The organism is Cohnella cholangitidis (assembly GCF_014107495.1).
Taxonomy (GTDB): Bacteria; Bacillota; Bacilli; order Paenibacillales; family Paenibacillaceae; genus Cohnella; species Cohnella cholangitidis.
In genome coordinates this window covers 710,524-731,939 of record NZ_CP041969.1, presented here as the reverse complement: position 1 = coordinate 731,939, position 21,416 = coordinate 710,524, and the positions used below count along the sequence as shown (strand labels likewise).

Below are 21,416 nucleotides of genomic sequence, written 5' to 3'. Positions count from 1 at the left end.
GATTCGCGCCTAACCGCCAATGGTGAGCTGCACGATTAATTCCCCGTTTTCCATTTCGACGCTTTTGGCTTTTACGTATTTGATCAGCTTCTGAGGATAGAAGCCGAGGTCGAATTCCCGTTCCAGATCCGCCCTAGTCGTATCGGGAAGCTCTAATCCGTTAAATATCAACGTATCGACATGGAATCGGATCGCGTTCTCCGGTTCGTCTTCAACGGTATACCGGCCTTGAATTTTGACCTGGATGTTCCCGTTGTCTCCTTCCATCGTTAAGCGTCCGTCCTCGAAAGTGAAGGCGAAATCGTCGAAACGGCTGTCTTCTTTCCGCAGAAATTCATTCAATTGGTCATCCGAAATCGTCAGCTTCGTTTTTAATCCGCTAGATTGAATGATTCCGGGCGTTTCTTTGACGAACTCGGGCAAATTTTTCATGGCGTTGGCTAGCGCTTTGAAATGCTGTTTGACCTCGTATAACCCGACGTTTTTCCAATAGGCTTGCAGCTCTTCCATTAATCGGAGAAGCATTTGCTCGTCCCCGCTAGCAGCCAACGCTTTGTCCAATTCGTTCTGCAGGGCGATGATCCTCTCGCGTTGGGCGACGAGCTGCGATTCTACCGCTACTAGGTCGGCTTTGTCTTGTTGGAGCTTGCTATAGCCCTTTTTTAAGAGTTGGTACTCGGAAGCGTAACCGTTCATCGTATCTTGATCGGATTGAACGATAAGATCCATCGTATCCCATACTTTAATAAGCTGGGGAAGGGAGTTCGCGTTCAACAACGCGGATAACCAGAAATCTTTGTAGCCCATGTAGTAGGAACGCAGCACCCTTCCCGCTTTTTCCCTTTGCACGGCAATCGCGATTTCCTGCTCGGCTAGTTGACGTTCGCTCGTTTCGATATCCGTTTGGGTCGTGCTTTTAAGCCCGGAGATACGTTCGATTTCCCTGTCGATCTCGACGACGGATAAGCTTTTCTCCAGAAGTTTTCTGGTTTCTTCCGGAAGCGGTTCCGCATATACGGGCAACAGAGCCCCGGACCGGGACATATAGAGAAGCAAGGTCGAAGCCGCTAGTATGGACAAGAGCCAACGACGCATCGAGGTTCCTCCTTTCTTGTTGCGAGATCCTATCGATTGCGCATATGGCGAACGAACGGAGTAACTTATAATCCTATGTTATTATAATATGACTACAAGGCACGGGAAAGGTGTGTGCGCATTGGCTGACGTTTTTTCGGAAACCCCGCTGACGGCTATCATAAGAGATGCGATTAAGGAAAGTATTCGAAGCGGCAAGTTGGACAACGGAGAAGAGTTGTCCGCGATCCCCTTCCACCAGTATATGAAGCAATGTCTGTATCATCACGAATTTGGATATTATCGTTCAACTGCCGCTAGAGTAGGCCGGGAGGGCGATTTCTATACGAGCGCCTATATAGGGGAGCTAATGGGGGAGCAATTGGCATCGGAAATATCCCGAATGGCCAGCGAGTGGTTTGCTCGCGATCGGGCTTTCGAGATTATGGATTGGGGCGGAGGCACGGGTCGCTTAAGCCGACAGATGCTGGACGAATGGGAAACCCGGAACGGAACGGCCGGACAATCGGAACGAAAAACTGATTTTCGCATAACGCTAGTGGAGGATAATCCCGGGCATCAGCGGGTAGCCCGGGAGCAACTGGCGGATTATATAATAGCGGGCAAGGCGCGCGTCGTCGGAAGCGACGAAGGCGAAAGCCTGTTATCGGGCGAGCGTCCGATCTTCATCGTGGCGAACGAGCTACTTGATGCTTTTCCGACCTATCGTCTCGTTCGGAGAAACGGGTGCCTATGGGAATGGGGAGTTGCTTGTGTAGAGAATAAGGGCTTGACCGCTTGCTTGATGGAACCGGTTGATCAGAGGTTGGAGACATGGGTTCAACGTACGGGGCTCGAGTTGCTAGAAAATCAATCGATCGAAGTGAATTTAGATGCCGCGGATTGGGCGGAAAAACTAGCGGGACGGTTGGGCAGGGGAATGCTGTTATTCGTCGATTACGGAGACGAGACGGAGGAATTGCTAGCGCCGCATAGGATGGACGGCACGTTGCTCTGCTATCGCAATCACAAAGCCCATAATAATCCGTATGAAGTGCCGGGCGAGCAGGATTTGACTTCGCACGTCAATTTCAGCCACGTTCGCCAAGTCGTAGAGCGGCAAGGATGGAAAGAGCAATGGTACGGAACGCAAAAACGGTTCCTGATAGAGTCCGGGATTATGAGTAAACTTAGCGCGCATACGTTCATGGACCCGTTCCACCCCGTCGTCCGGCGCAACCGGGCTATTCGCCAATTGCTTCTCTCGGACGGCATGAGCGAATTGTTTAAGGTGCAGTTGTTTCTTAAGACGGAATGAACTTTAAAATGATCGCTAAGCGGAATCGGAGAACGAGAAAGGCTGCCTGACGTCTTTGCGGACGTCTTAGGCAGCCTTTTGCGTGCTTCGTTATCGCTTCTAGTTAGGCGTATGTAACGTTCGATATGCTGGTTATACCGGGATGCCCATCTCGAACACGGTCCAATAGGTGAACCCGAGGAAAGCCAGTACCATGTATCCCCAGAACATCATAAGATACGTCCGTTCGGTGAAATTCAAATACCCGAGCAAGAAGAAAACAGCGGTTTGCATGAAGAACAGCAACGCGAATTCGTACATGTCGCCTGCAAACGCCATTAGGGCAATTACCAGTGTCCAGAAGCCAAGCACCCTAAACATTCGTGCCATCGTATATTCCCCTCTCATACACACAAGACGATTTCTAAAGCATATTATAACGGTTGGACTAAAGAGTGTAAACAAACAAGTCGTGACGAATCGGCAAACTTTTTACTTAAGCATCTTTTGAACGGTGCCGAAAACTTGACTTTGTCGTAGCCTTTGCTTCATACGCTAATGTTCCCGATATTCGCGTAACTATGTATTTTCCGTTTATTCGGCATACCGATTTACGGGCAGAGGTATAGCGAAACGAAAAATGGATATAAATAGAAGTATCCGATAGATTCTATGAATTCTACTACGGGCATAGAAATGAAGAAAGCAGCAAAATATACGCGATTCTTAAGGAGGGAAGGGCACCCATGACGGCTGTGAGACAAGACGCATGGAGTCCGGATGATGATTTGATACTGGCGGAGGTCACTTTACGCCACATCCGCGAGGGTAGCACCCAATTATCCGCATTCGAAGAAGTGGGGCAGCGAATCGCCCGGACTTCTGCCGCTTGCGGTTTTCGTTGGAATAGTTGCGTCCGCAAGAGATACGACGAGGCCATCGGGATGGCCAAGCAACAACGCCAGAAACGGAATTATCTCAAAAAACAAGGGATTTCCACCATTTCCGGCACGGAGCGTCTCGTCGTCGAAGAAGGCGAAGGCGCGAAATCGGAGTTGTTATCCGCGGAATCGATGTCGTTGGAAGCAATTATTCGATATTTGCGCCAATGGAAAGGGACCGTTCAAGAGATGAGCCGGCAAATCCGCCAACTGGAGAAAGAGTTGAAGGACAAAGACGATCGCTTGAACGAATTCCGCGAAATGAACGAACGGTTGTCCAAAGAGGTTAACGAAGTGCAAACGGATTATCGCGTCGTCAACGACGATTATAAAGCGCTTATTCGCATTATGGACCGCGCTCGCCGCCTCGCGTTTCTAACGGAAGAAGTAGACGAGGATCGAGCAAGGTTCAAGATGGATGCTAACGGGAACCTCGAGAGAATCGAATAGGTTTGAACGAGATCAAAAACCCGCGGGGACTATCCTCGCGGGTTTTGCTTTGGTATGGTTATAAAAAACGAGAGAAGGAATGGCGGGAAGATGGACAAAGTAGCAGTGCTCGGCGGGGGTTCTCTAGGATTGTTGTTAGGAGGCAAACTAAGGGCTTCGGGATGCGATTGCGCGATATGGACGAGAACCCGCGGACAAGCCGATCTATTGAATGCCAAGGGGCTAACGCTTGAAGATCAAACCGGAGCAATCGTTAGCCGGATCGCCATAAGGGCTTCCGCATTCGAAAAAGCGCGGCTATCGGAGACGGGGGTAGTTTTCCTTGCGGTTAAGCAGACGGCGCTCACCGCGGAGATGCTGCGGAAGTTATCGGGGGTCATTCCGGTCGGCGGAGCCGTGGTTCTCTTCCAGAACGGAATCGGGCATCGCGAGCTTCTGAAGGAAGCTTTGCCCGATAGGCAACTCGTTACGGCGATAACGACGGAAGGAGCGCTAAGAGTCGACGAGACGACCGTTCGCCATACGGGAAGCGGGGAAATTAGAATAGGCGAAGAGGAGCAAGTAGACAAACGCCTGTTAACGTTCATCGAACGAATGTTGAAACAGGCAGGATTTTCCGTCTTTTTGTCGAAACAGTTGGAAGATGCCATTTTACGTAAATTGCTTGTGAATGCCGTCATTAATCCGCTAACGGCGATCCTGCGCATTCGCAACGGCGAACTTATCGAAACGACGTTTCGCATGAACGTGATGAAATCTCTATTTCGCGAAACGTTCGATATTCTTAGCGCTTACGGGTTAAAGGACGAGCCTGCGTCGTGGGATGCCGTGGTACGGGTTTGCTCCGCGACCCGTCTTAACGAATCCTCCATGCTGCAGGATGTAATCGCCCGTAAACCGACGGAAGTCGATTTTATTAATGGAGCGATCTGCCGGATGGCGGCCGAACAAGGCAAGGAAGCGCCATGGAACACGGCCGTGACGGCCCTTGTTAAAGCTATCCATTAGGTGAGAGGAGAGGCAGCCCTTGAGTTCAATCTGGTCCGCGCTGGTTCAGTCATACGCTTTTTTGGCCACCGTGCCCATTATTCCGTTTCTTCTCGTTTATTACGTCTCCTCCTTTCGCGGCGGGGACCGGAAGAGATCGATGCAGCTCGCCATGGACGTAACGGGCGCATTTCTGATAGGATGCGTGGCCATGTTAATCAATCGTCTGCTAAAAACCGAATTCGGCTTGTTTTTCCTGATCCTCGTCATGCTCGTCTGCGGCGGATTGATCGGCAACGCGCAAAATCGTTTAAGAGGAAAAGTAGATACGAAAAAGCTCGTAAGGGCCGTTTGGCGGCTTTCTTTTTTCGGATTGGCATTGCTGTACGTTCTATTAATGCCGCTTAGTCTAATTCTTTATTTTAGTTAGCCCTTATTTAGCGCAAACGAGTTTATTCCTCCCGCATTAATCCACTCCGCATGGCTTTCGATTGTCGCAAACGATTGCTACAGCAGGCAACGATAGCTGCTTCCTCTTCTTATTAAGCCCGAACAATAGGAATTCGACAGGCGTATACTTGATCGAATGAGTTAATCATAGGGAAGCCCTTCTATGCGCGATTTTTTTTGACGCGCTATCTGCTCTTGTGTACAATCAATCTGATAGCACAACGACAGAACGGGGGAATCTTCCCTTTGAATATTTCATCCTTAACGGAACGCGGCGGTTCCTCATTGGCGGAACGGTATCGGTCGGGAGATCCGGCAGTCGGCGAATTGTTCGGCTTGCATCCTTCCCAAGACGACAGTTGGACGAAGAGAGCCTCTCGGTTAGACGGTACGACGAATACGAGAGCAAGCATTGCTCAAGTAGCCGAAGCGCTTAGGAAGTATCAGAAGAAGCTTCCCTACTTTCCGGAAGCCGAGAAATCTTTGGAGAAGCTCGAACAACCGAATAGCTTGGTCGTCGTCGGCGGACAACAAGCCGGGCTGTTCGGCGGAGCGTTGCTCATCTTTTACAAAGCTTTGTCGGTTATCCAAACCGCTCGGGAAGCGGAAAAAAAATTAGGCAGGCCTGTTATTCCTCTCTTCTGGATCGCGGGAGAGGATCACGATTACGACGAAGCTAACCACGTGAACATTCAATCCACGGAAGGCGGAATCAGGCGGGTTAGGATCGAACGTCCGGAAGGTCCTCGTCTAGCCGTTAGCAGAACTTCGTTAACCGCGCAGCAGTGGCAGACGGCATTGCAAGAATTGGCGGCGCAATTGCCGGACACCGAATTCAAGCAAGGCGTGCTGGAACGTTTGCAAAGCCACGTAACGGATGCCCCGACGTTAAGTCTCGCTTTTGCCAGGTTACTGGCGGATTGGTTCGGCAGTCAGGGCCTGGTGCTCTTGGACGCGGACGATCCGAACTTGCGAGCATTGGAAGGCCCGATGTTCCGGGATCTCATTCTTCGCAACGACGAGCTCGAGGCTGCACTGAAGCAGGCGAACGGCAGGTGCTAGCCCGCGGATTCAAGCTGCAGGCAGAGACGACGCCCGGCAGCGCGAACTTGTTCCTCCATCACGAGCAGGGGAGATTGCTGCTTCACAAGGAAGACGGTTGTTTTATTGACCGCAAGGGCAATGTATCCTTTAATAGAGAAGAAATGCTGGAATTAACGGACGGATATCCGGATCGGTTAAGCACGAACGCGTTGACGCGTCCGCTCATGCAGGACTACGCGCTTCCGGTGCTCGCGGCGGTGTTGGGGCCATCCGAGCTTGCCTATTGGGGCATTCTCGGCCCGGCGTTCCGAGAGTTTGGGTTGTCTATGCCGATATTGGTTCCCCGGCAATCATTTACTTATCTCGAGCCGAATGTGGCTAAACTATTGGACAAATACTCGTTGTCCGTCGAGGAAGCGTTGACGGAATGGGCTCAACGCAAATCGGATTGGCTGTCCAAGCAAGACGAATGGAAGCTAGAACAACAATTCGATCGGGTTAAGCAACAATTCCTTGAATTGTACGCCCCGATCATGAACACCGTATCGGCGGTTCAACCCGGTCTTGCCTCATTGGCGGCAACCAACCGGGATAAAATCATAGAGCAAATGAAATATTTGGAATCGCGGTCCATCGACGCGATCGCCAAGCAGCATGAAACGTCTCTCCGACAGTGGGATCGGATTCAGCTCTCGCTGTCTCCTTTGGATAAGCCCCAGGAGAGAGTCTATGGAACCATACATTTCTGGAATCGTTACGGTTCCGAATGGCTAGCAATGTGGAATGACGTGCCTTACGAAGCGATCGGCGGGCAACGTCTGGTGGAAGGCTTAACTAATTAATAGAACATTTTGGAGGTATTATCGTATGAAAACAGCATTAAAAAGCATCGTGCGCGATGCGTCGCTTGCGCCTGAAGGTAAGTTGAAAATCGATTGGGTACAAGCGCATATGCCTGTCCTGAACCAAATTCGCAAGGAGTTCGAACGCGATCAGCCCTTTAAAGGACTGCGAGTAGCGATTTCTCTTCACTTGGAAGCCAAAACGGCCTACTTGGCCAAAGTCGTGCAAGCAGGCGGAGCGGAAGTGGTCATTACCGGAAGCAATCCGCTGTCGACGCAGGACGACGTATGCGCGGCGCTCGTAGAAGACGGCATCGCGGTATACGCGAAATATAATCCGGATCCTCAGGAATATAAGGATCTGATGGTCAAAACGCTGGAAACGAAACCGGATCTCATCATCGATGACGGGGGAGATCTCGTCTCCATCCTTCACTCGGAACGCCAAGACCTGCTTGCCCAAGTGCGCGGCGGAGCCGAAGAAACGACAACCGGCATTTTGCGGTTGAAGGCGATGGAGAAGGACGGTTCATTGAAGTTCCCGATGGTTGCCGTTAACGACGCGTATTGCAAATACTTGTTCGACAACCGTTACGGTACGGGTCAATCCGTATGGGATGGCATCAACCGGACGACAAACCTTGTCGTTGCGGGCAAAACCGTCGTCGTTAACGGATACGGATGGTGCGGCAAAGGCGTAGCTATGCGCGCCAAAGGCTTGGGCGCTAACGTCATCGTAACCGAAGTCGATGCGATCCGCGCTGTTGAAGCGTACATGGACGGATTTACCGTGCTATCCATGGAGGAAGCCGCGAAAGTCGGCGAATTCTTCGTGACGGTTACGGGCAACAAAGACGTAATTCGCGGTGAGCACATCGCGAACATGAAAGACGGAGCGATTTTGTCTAACGCGGGACATTTCGATATCGAAGTCAACCTTGTCGAGCTAGCCGCATTGTCGGTGTCCAAACGCGTCGTGCGCCGCAACATCGAAGAATACGTTCTGAAGGACGGTCGTAAAATCTACGTGCTTGCCGAAGGACGTCTGGTCAATCTGGCAGCCGGCGATGGCCATCCGGCGGAAATCATGGATATGACCTTCGCGTTGCAGGCGATTGCCCTTCGTCACGTCAACGAGAACTATAAGAGCATCGGCAATCAGGTCGTTAACGTTCCTTACGAACTCGACGAGCTGGTCGCCCGCACAAAGCTGGAATCGCTCGGAATCAAGATCGACACGCTCTCCGAAGAGCAGAAGGCTTACTTGGACAGCTGGGCTTCTCATTAAGATCTAACTTCGCTTAATATCAAACGTTTATTCCACCGGGAAAAATCCGGCGGGATAAACGTTTTTTTATTGCTCGAAAACAAAAGGAAACATTTCCCTGTCAAGATGCGTCTATGTTGGCAGAAACCAAAAAGGGGAGATCTAAATGAAGGGAAAACGAGACCGGGTATTGCGAAACGGCGTTCTGATGATGCTAGCGATATTGCTCATGCTTGGGTTAGCGGCATGCGGAGGCAGCAGCAACGACAAGGATTCGGCTGCCGCAGAGATGGCGGCGCCCGACGCAGCCGCGAATCAGTCGATCAAGACGACGTCCGCTCAATCGGCGGCTTTCTCGGACGCGGAGTCGGGCGAGTTGGCAAAGGGACCAGAAAGGTCTGATGCGGGCGAATCGGAATCCGAAGAGGTAGCTGCGGTCGGCGGCGGAGGCATTGGCCCGATCGCGGACGCGAACGCGGGCTTCGGGCGCAAGGTCATCTACCGCGCCGATCTGGTCATGAAGGTCAAGGAGTTCAAGGCTGCCGAGGAACAGTTGCTGAATCTCATCCATATGGGCGGAGCTTACGTGCTACAGTTTTCCGACAGCCGCAATTCGGACGAAGTCGGCGCTTCCTATGTGATTAAAGTGCCTTCCGATGGGTTCTCTCCTTTCCTGGAGAAATTGCAGAAGATTAAAAGCCTGAAATTCGAGCGGGAGGTAGAAGGCAGCGACGTGACGGAAGAGTTCGTCGACCTCGACGCCCGTCTCAAAGCCAAGCAGACGGTGGAAGCGCGATTGCTGTCTTTAATGGACAAAGCGACAAAATCGGACGACCTCGTTCGGTTCTCCAACGAGCTTGCGAACGTTCAACAGGAAATCGAGCAGATCAAAGGGCGGATCCGCTTTTTGGACCAGAACGTTGCGTTCTCCACGATTAACTTGCGTTTATATCAATCGACCGGGATCGCCAACAGCGATGATGAGGAAACGGAGGAAGTCGACGGGTTCGGAGAACGGATCTCGGATACGTTTGCCGGCAGCGCGAAGGTGCTCAAGACCGCCGGCGAGTGGTTCGTCATCGTCATCGTCGCTCTGCTGCCCGTCATAGCCGTAGTTGCCGTCATCGGTTTTCCGATCTATTATTTCGTTCGCAGACGTAAAGGCACAAGACGCGTCGACTCGGAAATCGAGTCCGTATCGGACTCGGATGACCAAGAAAATAAGGATGGGACTCGTTAATCCCGTAAAATATTTTTTCGAAAATCCTGCTCACGAGGCAGGATTTTTATTTTATGCCGCGAATAATCATCATAAGTGGTTCAGAGTGGTGGAAAGTGGTGAATAGTGGAGGAGGTGTGGAGAGCTTATGTTTTTAGGGGAATTTCAGCACAGCATCGACGACAAAGGGCGAATTATTATCCCTGCGAAATTCCGCGAAGCTCTCGGCACCGACTTTATTATCACCCGCGGATTGGACAACTGTTTGTTCGTCTACCCCCGCGACGAATGGGCCCAGCTCGAACAGAAGATCAAAAGCCTGCCTTCGATGGCGGCTAATGCGAGAGCTTTCTCCAGGCTGCTTTTCTCCGGGGCGTCCGAATGCGAATGGGATAAACAGGGCAGGGTAAACGTACCTAACCATTTGCGGGAATACGCCAAGCTGGACAAAGACTGTACCGTCATCGGCGTATCGAGCAGAGTGGAGATTTGGGATAAGGCGACTTGGGAGGAATACTCCAAGCAGTCCGCCGATTCCTTTAACGAAATTGCCGAGAAGCTGGTCGATTTCGATTTTAACTTTTAACCCGTTCACAACGTGCACAACAATACATAAACGAGAAAGACGGACCCGCTGTCGGGTGCCGGGAGGCAGCAACTATGTTTCACCACGTTACCGTATTGAAAGAAGAGTCCGTAAAAGGCTTAAACATTCGTCCGGACGGCATTTACGTCGATTGTACTTTGGGCGGCGCGGGGCATAGCGAGCTTATCGCTTCGCAGCTCGGTCCGCAAGGACGATTGATCGCGCTCGACCAGGACGAAGCCGCTCTCGCGAATGCGCGAGTGAGGTTAGCTCCGTACGGCGATATCGTAACGCTGGTGAAAAGCAACTTCCGGCACCTGAAGCTGGCTCTTAAGTCGGCCGGAGTCGCCGAGAAAGACGGCGTGCCGCAGGTTGACGGGGTGTTGTTCGACCTCGGGGTATCCAGTCCTCAGCTAGACGAAGCCGACCGCGGCTTCAGCTATAACCAAGATGCCGAGCTGGATATGAGAATGGATCGCGACGAGTCGCTTACCGCCAAACAAATCGTCAACGAGTGGGAGGAGCGGGAAATCGCCGATATCCTTCGGGACTACGGCGAAGAGAAGTTCGCCCGCAAGATCGCGGCCAACATCGTCAAAGCGAGAAGCAAGGCGCCGATCGAGACGACGGGACAATTAGCGGAGATCGTTAAATCCTCGATTCCCGCGGCGACGCGCCGTACGGGCCCGCATCCGGCCAAACGCTCTTTTCAGGCGTTGCGCATCGCGGTGAACGATGAATTGGGCGCTTTTCAAGAAGCGTTGGATCAAACGATCGATTGCCTTAAGCCGGGAGGACGCGCGGCCGTCATCACGTTCCACTCTTTGGAAGATCGAATTTGCAAGACGACGTTCGCGAAGGAAGTCGCGAGCTGCAGCTGCCCGACGGACTTTCCGGTGTGCGTATGCGGAGGCGGAGACGGACGTTTGAAGCTGACGCCCCGCAAACCGATCGTGCCGACGGAGGAAGAGTTGGAAGCCAATCCGCGCGCACGCTCGTCCAAGTTAAGAATTGCAGAGAAGCTCGGTTAATACGGGTTCGAAATAGATAAAGCTGAGAGGGGCACAAGGCACTTATGGCATATTACGGCAACTTGGCGCTTCGTCCGGAGCGCGTAGAGGAACAACAACGACAACAACGACAACAACCGGCCAGACAGACGCAGAAGACGAAAGTTACGCGCCGCCGTTCGATTCCGATCGGAGAGAAGTTGCTATATTTGTTTACCGTCGGTTTAGTCGTTTTCGTTGCGGGCTTTATTATTTTTCGTTACGCGCAAATCTATCAAATCAACGGAGAGATTCAAGCGACGAAAAAATCGATCGAGCAAGCGACGGAGCAGAGCAAAGAGCTTCAGAATGAAGTGAATAGGCTAAGCGATCCGGCGGAAATCAGAAAAAAAGCTATAGCAAACGGGTTCGTACCGATAGAAAGCGAAGGAATCACCGCTTCCAAAGACGATCAAAACGCCGTGGCGATGAAGCCTTAAGCGCGATCGGGAAAAGAAGAGGATCAAGCTATGACCAAACGAATTAAATTGCGGACGTTGCTGGCGGGAGGGATTTTCACCCTCCTTTTTGTCGGTTTAATCATACGAATCTACTGGGTTCAAGTCGTGAAAGCCGACTTCTGGACGGAGCAAGCGATGAAGACGTGGATGACCAGCGAGACCATCCGGCAGGAACGGGGGAAGCTCCTCGATCGGGACGGCAAGGTACTAGCCGCGGATGCTCTAGCTTATACGGTCGCGGTAGGGCCTAAACGAATCGCCGAATTGGAAGCCGAGCATCCGGAATGGAAGCTGACGGACAGGATCGTATCTAAATTGCATATCGTATTAGGTACGCCGGAAAGCGATCTGAGGGAATTCATTGCCTCCAAGAAAGCGGATGGAATCACCTATCGGGATCAACGGGAAATTCGGCCGGAAGGGTGGAAGGTCGATAAAGCGACGAAGGATCGATTGGCCGCGTTCCGCGACGAGATCCGGAAGCTGACCGGCGTGAAGAACGATGTCGGTCTGTATTTCATGGAAGAACAAAAGCGCTACTATCCGAATGGTCCTCTCGCTTCCCATATTCTCGGTTACGAGGACAAAGACGGCAAGGCGATCTACGGGCTGGAGAAGAAGCTTAACGACGAATTGAGCGGAACTCCGGGCTTCATCAAATACCAGAAGGACGGGGCGCGGGTCCAGCTGCCTAACGGGGAAGTGGAATACAAGCAGGCGGTGGACGGCAAGGACGTTACTCTTACGATCGACAAGGACATTCAGTACTACATCGAGGATGCCTTGAGAAGAGGATACGAACAGTACAAACCCATCAGTATTACGGCGATAGCCGCCGATCCCGAAACGATGGAAATATTGGGGATGGCCAGCTTGCCTGACTATAACCCGAACACGTACTGGGATTTTAAAGATCAGAACGTGTTCCGCGACAACGCAATACAGTCGTTATACGAGCCGGGCTCGACGTTTAAGATTGTGACTTTGGCGGGCGCGGTGGAAGAAGGGTTGTTCAATCCGAACGATTTCTACAAATCCGGTTCGATCAAGTACAGCCAGAAGGATAGGCCAATTAAGGACCACAACGGCGTAGGTTGGGGAGAAATCAGTTATTTGGACGGCCTTAAGCATTCCAGTAACGTGGCATTCGTCAAGTTAGGCTATGAAATGCTACGCAAAGAAAAGCTGACGAAGTACATTAACGATTTCGGATTCGGGCAGAAAACGGGAATCGAGCTGCCGAACGAGGTGTCGAGACCGTTCAGTCTCGATTATCCGTCCGAGGTGGCTACCGCCGCGTTCGGACAAGGGAAAGTATTGGTTACCCCGATTCAGCAAGTGGCGGCCGTGGCCGCCGTCGCCAACGGGGGCAAATTGCTGCAGCCGCATATCGTGAAGTCGATCAGCGATCCGAACACGGGAGAGAAAACGCTGACGGAACCGAAGGTGATTCGCCAGGTCATCTCGGCCGAAACTTCCCGCAAAGTCGGCGAATATTTGGAAACGGTCGTTAGCGATCAGTTGATCGGCACGGGAAAACTGGCTTACATCCCCGGTTACCGGATTGCCGGTAAAACGGGAACGGCGCAGAAGGTTACGAAAACCGAAGACAACAAAAGCGGGTATTCCAAAGAGAAATACGTCGTTTCCTTCATCGGTTACGCGCCCGTCGAGAAACCGAAGGTCGTGCTCTACGTCGTCGTTGACGAGCCGCAGATCGCGAACGCGGGGGGAGGATCGGTTGCCGGTCCGATTTTCAAGGAAATCATGGGCAAATCGCTGCTTCATCTCGGTATCGAGCCGAACTTGCCGAAGACGGAAGAGGCTGCTTCCAGCGCGTCGACAACGACCGGCAAAGATGTCGAAATCACTTCCTCCGTGCCGGATGTGTCCGGCTTGACGGTCGCCCAAGCGCGTCAACAGCTGCAACAGCGTTCCTTCCCGGTCGGAGTGCTAGGCAAAGGCAGCAAGGTACTGCAGCAACTTCCAAAGGGAGGAAGCGTGCTTCCGGCTTCGCAGCGAATCTATTTGTTGACGGATACGAAACCCGGCAACGTTCCCGATCTGACGGGGCTGTCGCTCCGGGACGCGCTCGAAATGTGCTCTTTGCTCAAAGTAGTCGCCACGGTTGAAGGGCAAGGTTACGTCACCGGACAGAAAGCCGTCAAAGTCGACGGGAAATGGATTCTTCAATTAACGCTATCCCCTCACGGCCAGGCGGTTGAGCCTCCTGCGGAGACATCCGAGGATTCGTCGGAAGACTCTTCGCAAGCCCCGCCCGAAGGTTAAGGCTTGTTCTAACCCACTTGTCCCGGGAATAGTCTGGAACTAGGCGAAAGCACGTCCAGACGTTCCCGGTAAAGGGGGTTTTTCATTTTGAAAATTTCACAGGCCACCGTTCGGAAAAGGTTGTATTTCGTATTGGTTTTTGCGGTCATTGCCTTTGCGGCATTAATCGTCAGATTAGGTTACGTACAATTGTTGATCGGCGGGGAGATTACGAAGAAGGCAGAAGATTCGTGGAGAAGGGACATACCGTTCCAAGCGAAGCGGGGCGAAATCCTGGATCGTAACGGAACTCGGCTCGCGTACAACATCAGCTCTCCGACGATCTATGCGATTCCGGTGCAAATCAAGGATAAGCGCGAAACGGCGAGACAGCTCTCCGGAGTGCTAGGCATGTCGGAGGAAAGCTTATATAAGCTACTGACTAAGGTGACGTCGAACGTAGAGCTTAAGCCCGGAGGCCGCAAGTTGACGACGGAGAAAGCTCAAGCCGTGCGCGGCTTGAACCTGCCCGGCATCGTCGTGTCCGAAGACAACAAGCGGTACTATCCGTTCGGAAGCCTAGCCGCGCATGTCCTCGGGTTTACAGGCAGTTATAATCAAGGTTTGACGGGATTGGAGTTGAAATACGACGACCGGTTAACGGGCCAGAAGGGAAACGTGTCCTCGCTTACCGACGCGGCCGGGCGCAAGATGCCGCAATCGTCGGACGTGTTCGTGCCGCCTCAGGATGGCTTGTCGCTGCAGTTGACGATCGATCAGACGATCCAATCGATCGTGGAGCGCGAGCTCGATCAGGCGATGCTGCAATATCAAGCCAACAGCGTCATCGCCATCGCGATGAATCCGAATAGCGGGGAAATTTACGCGATGGGCAGTCGACCTTCGTTCCAACCGGACCAATATCAGGAAGTGCCCGCCGAGGTATATAACCGGAATTTGCCGATTTGGATGACGTACGAGCCCGGTTCCACGTTCAAGATCATCACTCTGGCCGCCGCGCTGGAGGAGGGGAAAGTGGACCTGGAGCATGAACATTTCTATGATCCCGGGTTCATCGAGGTGGCAGGCGCCAAGCTGCGCTGCTGGAAGAAGGGCGGACACGGCAGCCAGTCGTTCTTGGAAGTCGTCGAAAACTCTTGCAACCCGGGTTTCGTGACGCTCGGGAACCGCTTAGGGAAAGATAAACTATTTTCTTATATTTACGATTTCGGTTTCGGCAAGAAGACGGGGATCGACCTGAAGGGCGAAGAGAACGGAATTATGTTCAAGCCTAAGCAGGTAGGTCCGGTGGAGTTGGCTACGACCGCGTTCGGCCAAGGGGTATCCGTAACGCCGATTCAACAGATTACGGCAGTCTCGGCAGCGATTAACGGAGGGAAGCTCTATAAGCCTTTCGTATCGAAATCGTGGATACAGCCGGAAACCGGAATGATCCTGGAGGAAACTAAGCCCGAGCTGGTCAGGCAAGTCATTTCGCCTGAAACGTCCAAGAAGGTAAGGGAAGCATTGGAAAAGGTCGTGGCGCAAGGTACGGGGGCCAAGGCTTTCCTGGAAGGATATCGCGTCGGAGGGAAGACGGGTACCGCGCAGAAGGTCGTGAACGGCCGGTATTCCAAAGACGAGCACATCGTATCGTTCATCGGGTTCGCGCCGGCTGACGATCCTCAATTAGTCGTCTACGTGGCGGTCGATAATCCTCAGGGGATTCAATTCGGCGGAGTCGTTGCCGCTCCGATCGTGCGCAATATCATGGCGGACGCCCTCCCTCACTTAGGGGTCAAGCCTAGAACCGCCCAAGTGGAGAAAGAATATAAATACGGGAGCGGCGAGCCCCGGACCGTTACCGTGCCGAACCTGGTAGGCAAGACGGTATCCGATCTATACGAAGATATGAATACGAATTTCCAGTTAGCAACTTCTGGAAGCGGGCAGACCGTCGTTCGGCAAGCTCCCGCAGCCGGGGCAAGGGTTGAGCAAGGCTCCGTCATTCGAATCTATCTAGGCGCAGCGGACTAAAGTTAGAGATTCCACTTGAATGATGGGGAGTCATTGGACCATAATGGGTTTACATTGTACACAAGAAGTCGTCAGGGGGCTAGTCCGATATGAAACTCAATGAGTTGTCTCAACAACTGTTGCTCTGCCGAATCGTAGGCGATCCTAACGTAGACGTGCAAAGCTTGGAAGTCGACTCGCGCAAAATCAACGAAGGCTGTTTGTTCTTTTGTCTGCCGGGACATACGGTGGATGGGCACGATTACGCGCCGCAAGCGGTCGAGAAGGGCGCCGTTGCGCTCGTCACGTCCCGTGAGCTGCCGATCGCCGCCACGCAGCTCGTCGTGCCGAATACCCGGCAAGCGCTCGCGCAGTTGGCCGACTATTACTACGGCAGGCCTTCGCATAAGCTGCGTCCGGTCGGGATTACGGGAACGAACGGTAAAACGACGACAACTTATTTAATCGAGCAAATCTGGTCGGACGCCGGTTTCTCCGCGGGCGTCATCGGTACGATCGAAACGCGTTACGGAGGCAATAGTTTCCCGATGTCGGGCACGACTCCGGACGTGCTGGAGCTTCAGCGAATATTCAGTTCGATGGTCGAAGCCGGCACCCAGCGTTGCGCGATGGAGGTGTCCTCCCACGCGTTGGAGCAAGGGAGAGTCAAGGGCTGCGACTTCAGAACCGCGGTATTTACGAATTTGACGCAAGACCATCTCGATTATCACGGAACGATGGAAGCCTACGAAGCGGCTAAAGGATTGTTTTTCTCCCGATTGGGCAATACATACTCCGATCGCATCGAGGATCGTTCGTTCGCCGTGCTGAACGGGGACGATGAGGCTTCCGCCCGCTATGCCCGACTGACCGCCGCGGAGGTTGTCACTTACGGGATAGATCAACCGGCCCATCTGAAAGCATCCAACGTGCAAATTACGGCTAGCGGCACGACTTTCGAGTTGGAGTCCTTCCGCGGCAATCGTCAAGTGAATTTGCGCTTGGTCGGGAAGTTCAATGTCTATAACGCGTTAGCTGCCTAGGTGCCGCTCTGTGCGAAGGGATCGATCTCGACGACGCGCTGCGCAGCCTGGAACGGATCCCCGGAGTGCCGGGACGCGTGGAGCCCGTCAACGAAGATCAGTCCTATGCGGTCATCGTGGACTATGCGCATACGCCGGACGGCTTGGAGAACGTGTTGAAAATGGTTAAGGAGCTGGCTACGGGAAAAGTCATTTGCGTATTCGGCTGCGGCGGCGATCGGGATAAGACGAAACGTCCGATTATGGGACGGATCGCGTCGGAGCTTGCCGATCAAATAATCGTCACGAGCGATAATCCCCGTACCGAAGATCCGCTGGCCATCTTGCGCGATATCGAAGCGGGCTTGCAGTCAGCGGGAGTAGCGGCGGATCGCTATGAGCTCGAGCCCAATAGGCGCTCCGCGATCGAAAAAGCGGTTGAAATGGCAAGCCCCGGCGATGTAGTATTGATTGCGGGGAAAGGCCATGAAACCTATCAGATCATCGGCAAGGTCACGCATGATTTCGATGACCGCCTAGTGGCGAAAGAAGCGATAAGGAGTCGAACGAATTGATGCAGGCAACTATTCGCGAAGTGGCCGGGTGGGGCGGCGCCGAAAGCATATACGGAATTTCCGATCAAGGCGACTTAAGGCTGGAGGGCGTCTCGACCGATACGCGCAAGCTGAAGCCCGGACAATTGTTCGTGCCATTGAAGGGCGAACGATTCGACGGCCATGACTATATTCAAATAGCGAAGGACGCGGGCGCGGCCGCGGCATTGTGGGACGCTTCCGTACCATTGCCGGATATCGGCATTCCGCTGATCGTAGTGAAGGATACGCTGACGGCATTGCAGGCCATCGCGGTCGGATATTTAAGCGACGGGTTAGACGCCAAAGTCGTAGCGGTAACGGGCAGCAACGGTAAAACGACGACCAAAGATTTGGTTTCTTCCGTTCTCTCGACGCGGTACCTCGTACATAAAACCGAGGGCAACTTCAATAATCATATCGGATTGCCTCTGACGATTCTAAGCGCGCCCAAAGAAACCGAAATGCTCGTCTTGGAGATGGGCATGAGCGGGCAAGGAGAAATTTCGTTATTGTCTTCCATCGGAAAGCCTGACGCGGCTATTATTACGAATATCGGCGAGTCCCATTTGCTGCAGCTGGGATCGCGCAAGAATATTGCCCGGGCGAAGCTGGAAATAACGGAGGGGCTGAAGCCGTCGGGCACTCTCGTTTATTATGGCGATGAACCCTTGCTCGCGGAAGAACTGGCCGCTCTATCGTTAGATAAGCCGATTAAGCTTGTGACCTTCGGCGAAAATCCGGAATGCGATTGGATTGCGCGTTATATCCGGGTGAATACCGAAGGAACGCAATTCACGGTCGGCGGCGAGCCTAATGTCCAGTTCGATCTGCCGGTACCGGGAAGGCATAACGCGATTAACGCGCTTGCCGCCGTTGCGATCGGACGTCTGTTCGGACTATCGTTCGAGGAGATCGGAGAAGGGCTTAAAGCGACGAAACTGACCGGAATGAGGATCGAACGGAGCAACGCGGCGAACGGAGCCGTTATTCTCAATGATGCTTATAACGCCAGTCCGACGTCGGTTAGGGCGGCAATCCTTCTCGTCGCCGAACTGTCCGGATACCGGCGCAAGTGGATCGTGCTTGGAGATATGCTCGAGCTTGGCGCGGACGAGATCGCTCTACACGGAGAAATCGGCCGTTACTTAAATGATTCGAAAGCGGACAACGTTCTCGTATACGGCTCGTTATCCCGTCAAACCTTCGAGGAAGCGAAGTCGAATTTTCCGGAAGGAAGCGTCCTTCATTTCGAAGACAAAAGCGTTTTGGCCGACTATTTGCTCGGAGAATTGGCATCGGAAGATCTGGTCCTAGTCAAAGCTTCTCGCGGAATGCGCCTCGAGGAAGTCGTTACGAGATTACAGAAAGGAGCCGGAGAGTGAAGGAATGGACTATACATCGATTTTATGGACGTTAGGCGTTTCGTTTGTGCTTGCTGTTTTATTCGGACCTCTGTTCATTCCGCTCCTGCGCAGGCTTAAATTCGGGCAGCAGGTTCGGGTCGACGGGCCGGAATCCCATCTGAAGAAGTCGGGCACGCCGACAATGGGCGGCATAATCATTTTGGTCGCTTTGACGCTGTCTTTTTTGAAATTCGCCGATCAAGGACTGGAATATTGGGCTCTTCTAACCGCTTGCCTCGGGTTTGGGCTTGTCGGTTTTCTGGATGATTATATTAAAATCGTGTTTAAACGGTCGCTAGGCTTGACCGCTAAGCAGAAATTATTCGGCCAACTCCTCTTTTCGGCTATTTTCTGTTATATTTTATACAAAATGGACCACAGTACGATCATTGCCGTTCCGGGAACGGACTGGTCATTCGATTTGGGATGGTCTTACTATCTGCTTGTGGTAATTATGTTCATGGGCTCTACGAATGCCGTGAATTTCACGGATGGGCTGGATGGGCTGTTATCCGGGACAAGCGCTTTGGCTTTCGGTGCGTTTACGATCATCGCCTTGGAAGCCACGCAGCCTCAATCGGCTGTATTCAGCGCGGCGGTCGTTGGCGCCGTGCTCGGCTTTCTCGTCTATAACGCGCATCCCGCGAAAATTTTCATGGGCGATACCGGTTCGTTGGGCCTTGGAGGCGGGATCGCCGCGGTGGCGATCCTAACGAAAACGGAGTTGCTGCTCATCGTCATCGGAGGCGTCTTCGTCTTCGAAATGCTGTCCGTTATCATTCAGGTAACCTCGTTCAAGACGCGCGGCAAACGCGTCTTCAAGATGAGTCCGATCCACCATCACTTCGAACTGTCGGGTTGGTCGGAATGGCGGGTCGTCACGACTTTCTGGTTTGTTGGTTTATTGCTTGCCGGGGCAGGCTTATTATTGTACAAGGTGAGTTAAGTGCGACAAAAGGGGCTATTGCGAGATGATGCAACTTACATCCTACCGGGGACGGCACGTCGTCGTTCTCGGGCTGGCAAGAAGCGGCGTTGCCGCCGCTAAACTGTTTCACAGCGTCGGTGCGGACGTGATCGTCAACGACAAGAAAGAGCGGGAACAATGCCCTGAAGCCGACGAATTAACGGCTTTGGGCATTTCTGTTGTGTGCGGACATCATCCGGACGACCTCGTCACGAAGGAAACCGCGCTATTGGTCAAAAATCCGGGAATCCCTTATTCGGCGCCTCCGATCGCCGCGGCGCTGGAGCTTGGCGTGGAAGTCGTAAGCGAGGTTGAGGTCGCGGGCCATCTTTCCCCGGCTCCGATAATCGGCATTACGGGATCCAACGGCAAAACGACGACGACGACGTTAACGGGAGTGCTGCTCGAAGCGGCAGGACTCAAGCCGCTTGTAGCGGGCAACATCGGTCGACCGCTGAGCGAGGCTGCCCGCGAGGTGGCGAATGACGGTTGGCTGGTGGCCGAACTGAGTAGTTTTCAGTTAAAAGGAACGTCCGATTTCCGTCCGCGCATCGCATGTTTGCTTAACGTAGCGGAGACGCATTTGGATTATCATGGCTCGATGGAGGATTATGTCGGCTCGAAAGCGAAAATGTTCGAGAACCAGCACGCTAACGACATCGCCATCTATAACGAAGATGACGAGACGTGTCGCCGGTTAGCGACCGGCTTCAAAGGAAAGCTGTTTCCTTTCTCGGTCACGCAAACTTTATCGAACGGGATCATGGTAGACCCGCCGTATTCTTCGGTTCGTCCCGCGGAGAACGAGGCCGAGGAGGAAAGATGGATCGTCAGCCGGAACGAAGGCGAAGCGGCGCAACGTATTATTCGCGTCGATGAGCTAGGTATTCCCGGACGCCACAATACGGCTAACGCGTTAGCCGCTATCGCTATCGCTCTTGCGGCGGGAGCGGAGCCGCATCGGCTTGTCGAACCGTTGCAAAATTTCCGCGGAGTAGAGCATCGCTTGGAGTATGTCGGCACGTTCGGCGGCGTGAAGTTCTACAACGATTCCAAAGCGACGAATCCGATGGCGACGACGATGTCGATTTTGTCTTTGCCGCCTCAGCTCGTTCTCATCGCCGGAGGCTTGGACCGAGGATCCGACTATATGGAGCTGTTGCCGGTATTTCGCGATCGGCTGAAAGGCGTGGCGGCTATCGGAGAGACAAGGGAGAAAATCGGCAAGGTAGCGGCGTTGTCCGGTTTAACGAACGTGAAAATCGTCGAACCTGTAGAGGACGCCGAGCACACGCTCCGCCGGGCTGTCGAGGAAGCTGCCGCTATGGCGGCGCCGGGAGATATCGTTCTTCTGTCGCCCGCATGCGCCAGTTGGGACATGTTCCCATCCTATGAAGTTCGAGGTCGCATTTTTAAGCAATCGGCGCATACGTTGTAGAAGGGGGCATGTCCCCACTTTTGCAAACCGTGAGGTGTC

17 protein-coding genes and 2 pseudogenes are annotated in these 21,416 nt (G+C 53.0%); 17 read left to right on the top strand and 2 right to left on the bottom strand.

Annotated elements, in window-relative coordinates:
• Positions 1-9: 9 nt before the first annotated feature.
• Entirely contained in the window at positions 10-1,095 is a 1,086-nt protein-coding gene (locus tag FPL14_RS03690) for a coiled-coil domain-containing protein (protein ID WP_182301753.1), read from the bottom strand.
• Positions 1,096-1,216: 121 nt separating this feature from the next.
• Between FPL14_RS03690 and FPL14_RS03685 the strand changes: the two genes are divergently transcribed.
• Positions 1,217-2,392: a class I SAM-dependent methyltransferase gene (locus FPL14_RS03685; RefSeq protein ID WP_182301752.1), complete on the top strand. Its 1,176-nt coding sequence runs from the start codon at positions 1,217-1,219 to the stop codon at positions 2,390-2,392.
• A 132-nt stretch (positions 2,393-2,524) separates the two neighbouring features.
• Here the strand turns inward: FPL14_RS03685 and FPL14_RS03680 are convergent, their stop codons facing one another.
• Positions 2,525-2,761: a DUF2626 family protein gene (locus tag FPL14_RS03680; protein WP_115990744.1), complete on the bottom strand. Its 237-nt coding sequence runs from the start codon at positions 2,759-2,761 to the stop codon at positions 2,525-2,527.
• Between the two features lie 356 nt (positions 2,762-3,117).
• Between FPL14_RS03680 and FPL14_RS03675 the strand changes: the two genes are divergently transcribed.
• From FPL14_RS03675 to murD, 16 genes and pseudogenes are all read left to right on the top strand, one after another.
• Positions 3,118-3,762 (top strand): RsfA family transcriptional regulator, encoded by a 645-nt coding sequence (locus tag FPL14_RS03675; protein WP_182301751.1) that lies wholly within the window; start codon positions 3,118-3,120, stop codon positions 3,760-3,762.
• A 90-nt stretch (positions 3,763-3,852) separates the two neighbouring features.
• The gene (locus tag FPL14_RS03670; RefSeq protein WP_182301750.1) at positions 3,853-4,770 is read left to right on the top strand and encodes a ketopantoate reductase family protein; all 918 of its coding nucleotides are present in this window, start codon (positions 3,853-3,855) and stop codon (positions 4,768-4,770) included.
• Positions 4,771-4,789: 19 nt separating this feature from the next.
• Positions 4,790-5,179 (top strand): DUF3397 domain-containing protein, encoded by a 390-nt coding sequence (locus FPL14_RS03665; protein ID WP_182301749.1) that lies wholly within the window; start codon positions 4,790-4,792, stop codon positions 5,177-5,179.
• A 197-nt stretch (positions 5,180-5,376) separates the two neighbouring features.
• Positions 5,377-6,530 (top strand): annotated as a pseudogene (bshC, locus tag FPL14_RS30685) (bacillithiol biosynthesis cysteine-adding enzyme BshC); the annotation flags it as partial.
• Between the two features lie 39 nt (positions 6,531-6,569).
• Positions 6,570-7,085: a hypothetical protein gene (locus FPL14_RS30920; protein WP_456064439.1), complete on the top strand. Its 516-nt coding sequence runs from the start codon at positions 6,570-6,572 to the stop codon at positions 7,083-7,085.
• 25 nt (positions 7,086-7,110) lie between these two features.
• Positions 7,111-8,373 (top strand): adenosylhomocysteinase, encoded by a 1,263-nt coding sequence (locus FPL14_RS03650; RefSeq protein WP_182301746.1) that lies wholly within the window; start codon positions 7,111-7,113, stop codon positions 8,371-8,373.
• A 145-nt stretch (positions 8,374-8,518) separates the two neighbouring features.
• Positions 8,519-9,592, top strand: coding sequence for a DUF4349 domain-containing protein (locus FPL14_RS03645; protein ID WP_182301745.1), 1,074 nt, complete (start codon positions 8,519-8,521; stop codon positions 9,590-9,592).
• Between the two features lie 127 nt (positions 9,593-9,719).
• On the top strand, positions 9,720-10,157 hold the full coding sequence (gene mraZ / locus FPL14_RS03640) for a division/cell wall cluster transcriptional repressor MraZ (RefSeq protein WP_182301744.1): 438 nt from the start codon (positions 9,720-9,722) through the stop codon (positions 10,155-10,157).
• Positions 10,158-10,231: 74 nt separating this feature from the next.
• The gene (gene rsmH, locus FPL14_RS03635; protein ID WP_182301743.1) at positions 10,232-11,188 is read left to right on the top strand and encodes a 16S rRNA (cytosine(1402)-N(4))-methyltransferase RsmH; all 957 of its coding nucleotides are present in this window, start codon (positions 10,232-10,234) and stop codon (positions 11,186-11,188) included.
• 44 nt (positions 11,189-11,232) lie between these two features.
• The gene (ftsL, locus tag FPL14_RS03630; protein ID WP_182301742.1) at positions 11,233-11,646 is read left to right on the top strand and encodes a cell division protein FtsL; all 414 of its coding nucleotides are present in this window, start codon (positions 11,233-11,235) and stop codon (positions 11,644-11,646) included.
• A 30-nt stretch (positions 11,647-11,676) separates the two neighbouring features.
• Positions 11,677-13,956 (top strand): penicillin-binding transpeptidase domain-containing protein, encoded by a 2,280-nt coding sequence (locus FPL14_RS03625; protein WP_182301741.1) that lies wholly within the window; start codon positions 11,677-11,679, stop codon positions 13,954-13,956.
• An 87-nt stretch (positions 13,957-14,043) separates the two neighbouring features.
• A complete protein-coding gene (locus FPL14_RS03620; RefSeq protein ID WP_182301740.1) occupies positions 14,044-15,972 on the top strand; it encodes a stage V sporulation protein D in 1,929 nt (642 codons plus the stop codon).
• Positions 15,973-16,061: 89 nt separating this feature from the next.
• Positions 16,062-17,548: pseudogene (locus FPL14_RS03615) on the top strand (UDP-N-acetylmuramoyl-L-alanyl-D-glutamate--2,6-diaminopimelate ligase).
• Positions 17,545-18,951: a UDP-N-acetylmuramoyl-tripeptide--D-alanyl-D-alanine ligase gene (locus FPL14_RS03610; RefSeq protein WP_182301739.1), complete on the top strand. Its 1,407-nt coding sequence runs from the start codon at positions 17,545-17,547 to the stop codon at positions 18,949-18,951. Before FPL14_RS03615 ends, FPL14_RS03610 begins: the two are co-directional and overlap by 4 nt.
• Positions 18,952-18,955: 4 nt before the next feature.
• Positions 18,956-19,918 (top strand): phospho-N-acetylmuramoyl-pentapeptide-transferase, encoded by a 963-nt coding sequence (gene mraY, locus FPL14_RS03605; protein ID WP_182301738.1) that lies wholly within the window; start codon positions 18,956-18,958, stop codon positions 19,916-19,918.
• Between the two features lie 25 nt (positions 19,919-19,943).
• Positions 19,944-21,377 carry a UDP-N-acetylmuramoyl-L-alanine--D-glutamate ligase gene (gene murD, locus FPL14_RS03600; protein WP_182301737.1) on the top strand — a complete coding sequence of 478 codons (1,434 nt, stop codon included), beginning with the start codon at positions 19,944-19,946 and terminating at the stop codon, positions 21,375-21,377.
• The last annotated feature ends 39 nt before the right edge of the window (positions 21,378-21,416 follow it).

Bases quoted from the DNA above. Each gene is read 5' to 3' on its own strand.
- FPL14_RS03690 (WP_182301753.1), bottom strand. From the start codon at position 1,095: ATGCGTCGTTGGCTCTTGTCCATACTAGCGGCTTCGACCTTGCTTCTC.
- FPL14_RS03680 (WP_115990744.1), bottom strand. From the start codon at position 2,761: ATGGCACGAATGTTTAGGGTGCTTGGCTTCTGGACACTGGTAATTGCC.
- FPL14_RS03675 (WP_182301751.1), top strand. From the start codon at position 3,118: ATGACGGCTGTGAGACAAGACGCATGGAGTCCGGATGATGATTTGATA.
- FPL14_RS03670 (WP_182301750.1), top strand. From the start codon at position 3,853: ATGGACAAAGTAGCAGTGCTCGGCGGGGGTTCTCTAGGATTGTTGTTA.
- FPL14_RS30920 (WP_456064439.1), top strand. From the start codon at position 6,570: ATGCCGATATTGGTTCCCCGGCAATCATTTACTTATCTCGAGCCGAAT.
- FPL14_RS03650 (WP_182301746.1), top strand. From the start codon at position 7,111: ATGAAAACAGCATTAAAAAGCATCGTGCGCGATGCGTCGCTTGCGCCT.
- FPL14_RS03645 (WP_182301745.1), top strand. From the start codon at position 8,519: ATGAAGGGAAAACGAGACCGGGTATTGCGAAACGGCGTTCTGATGATG.
- mraZ (WP_182301744.1), top strand. From the start codon at position 9,720: ATGTTTTTAGGGGAATTTCAGCACAGCATCGACGACAAAGGGCGAATT.
- rsmH (WP_182301743.1), top strand. From the start codon at position 10,232: ATGTTTCACCACGTTACCGTATTGAAAGAAGAGTCCGTAAAAGGCTTA.
- ftsL (WP_182301742.1), top strand. From the start codon at position 11,233: ATGGCATATTACGGCAACTTGGCGCTTCGTCCGGAGCGCGTAGAGGAA.
- FPL14_RS03625 (WP_182301741.1), top strand. From the start codon at position 11,677: ATGACCAAACGAATTAAATTGCGGACGTTGCTGGCGGGAGGGATTTTC.
- mraY (WP_182301738.1), top strand. From the start codon at position 18,956: ATGGACTATACATCGATTTTATGGACGTTAGGCGTTTCGTTTGTGCTT.
- murD (WP_182301737.1), top strand. From the start codon at position 19,944: ATGATGCAACTTACATCCTACCGGGGACGGCACGTCGTCGTTCTCGGG.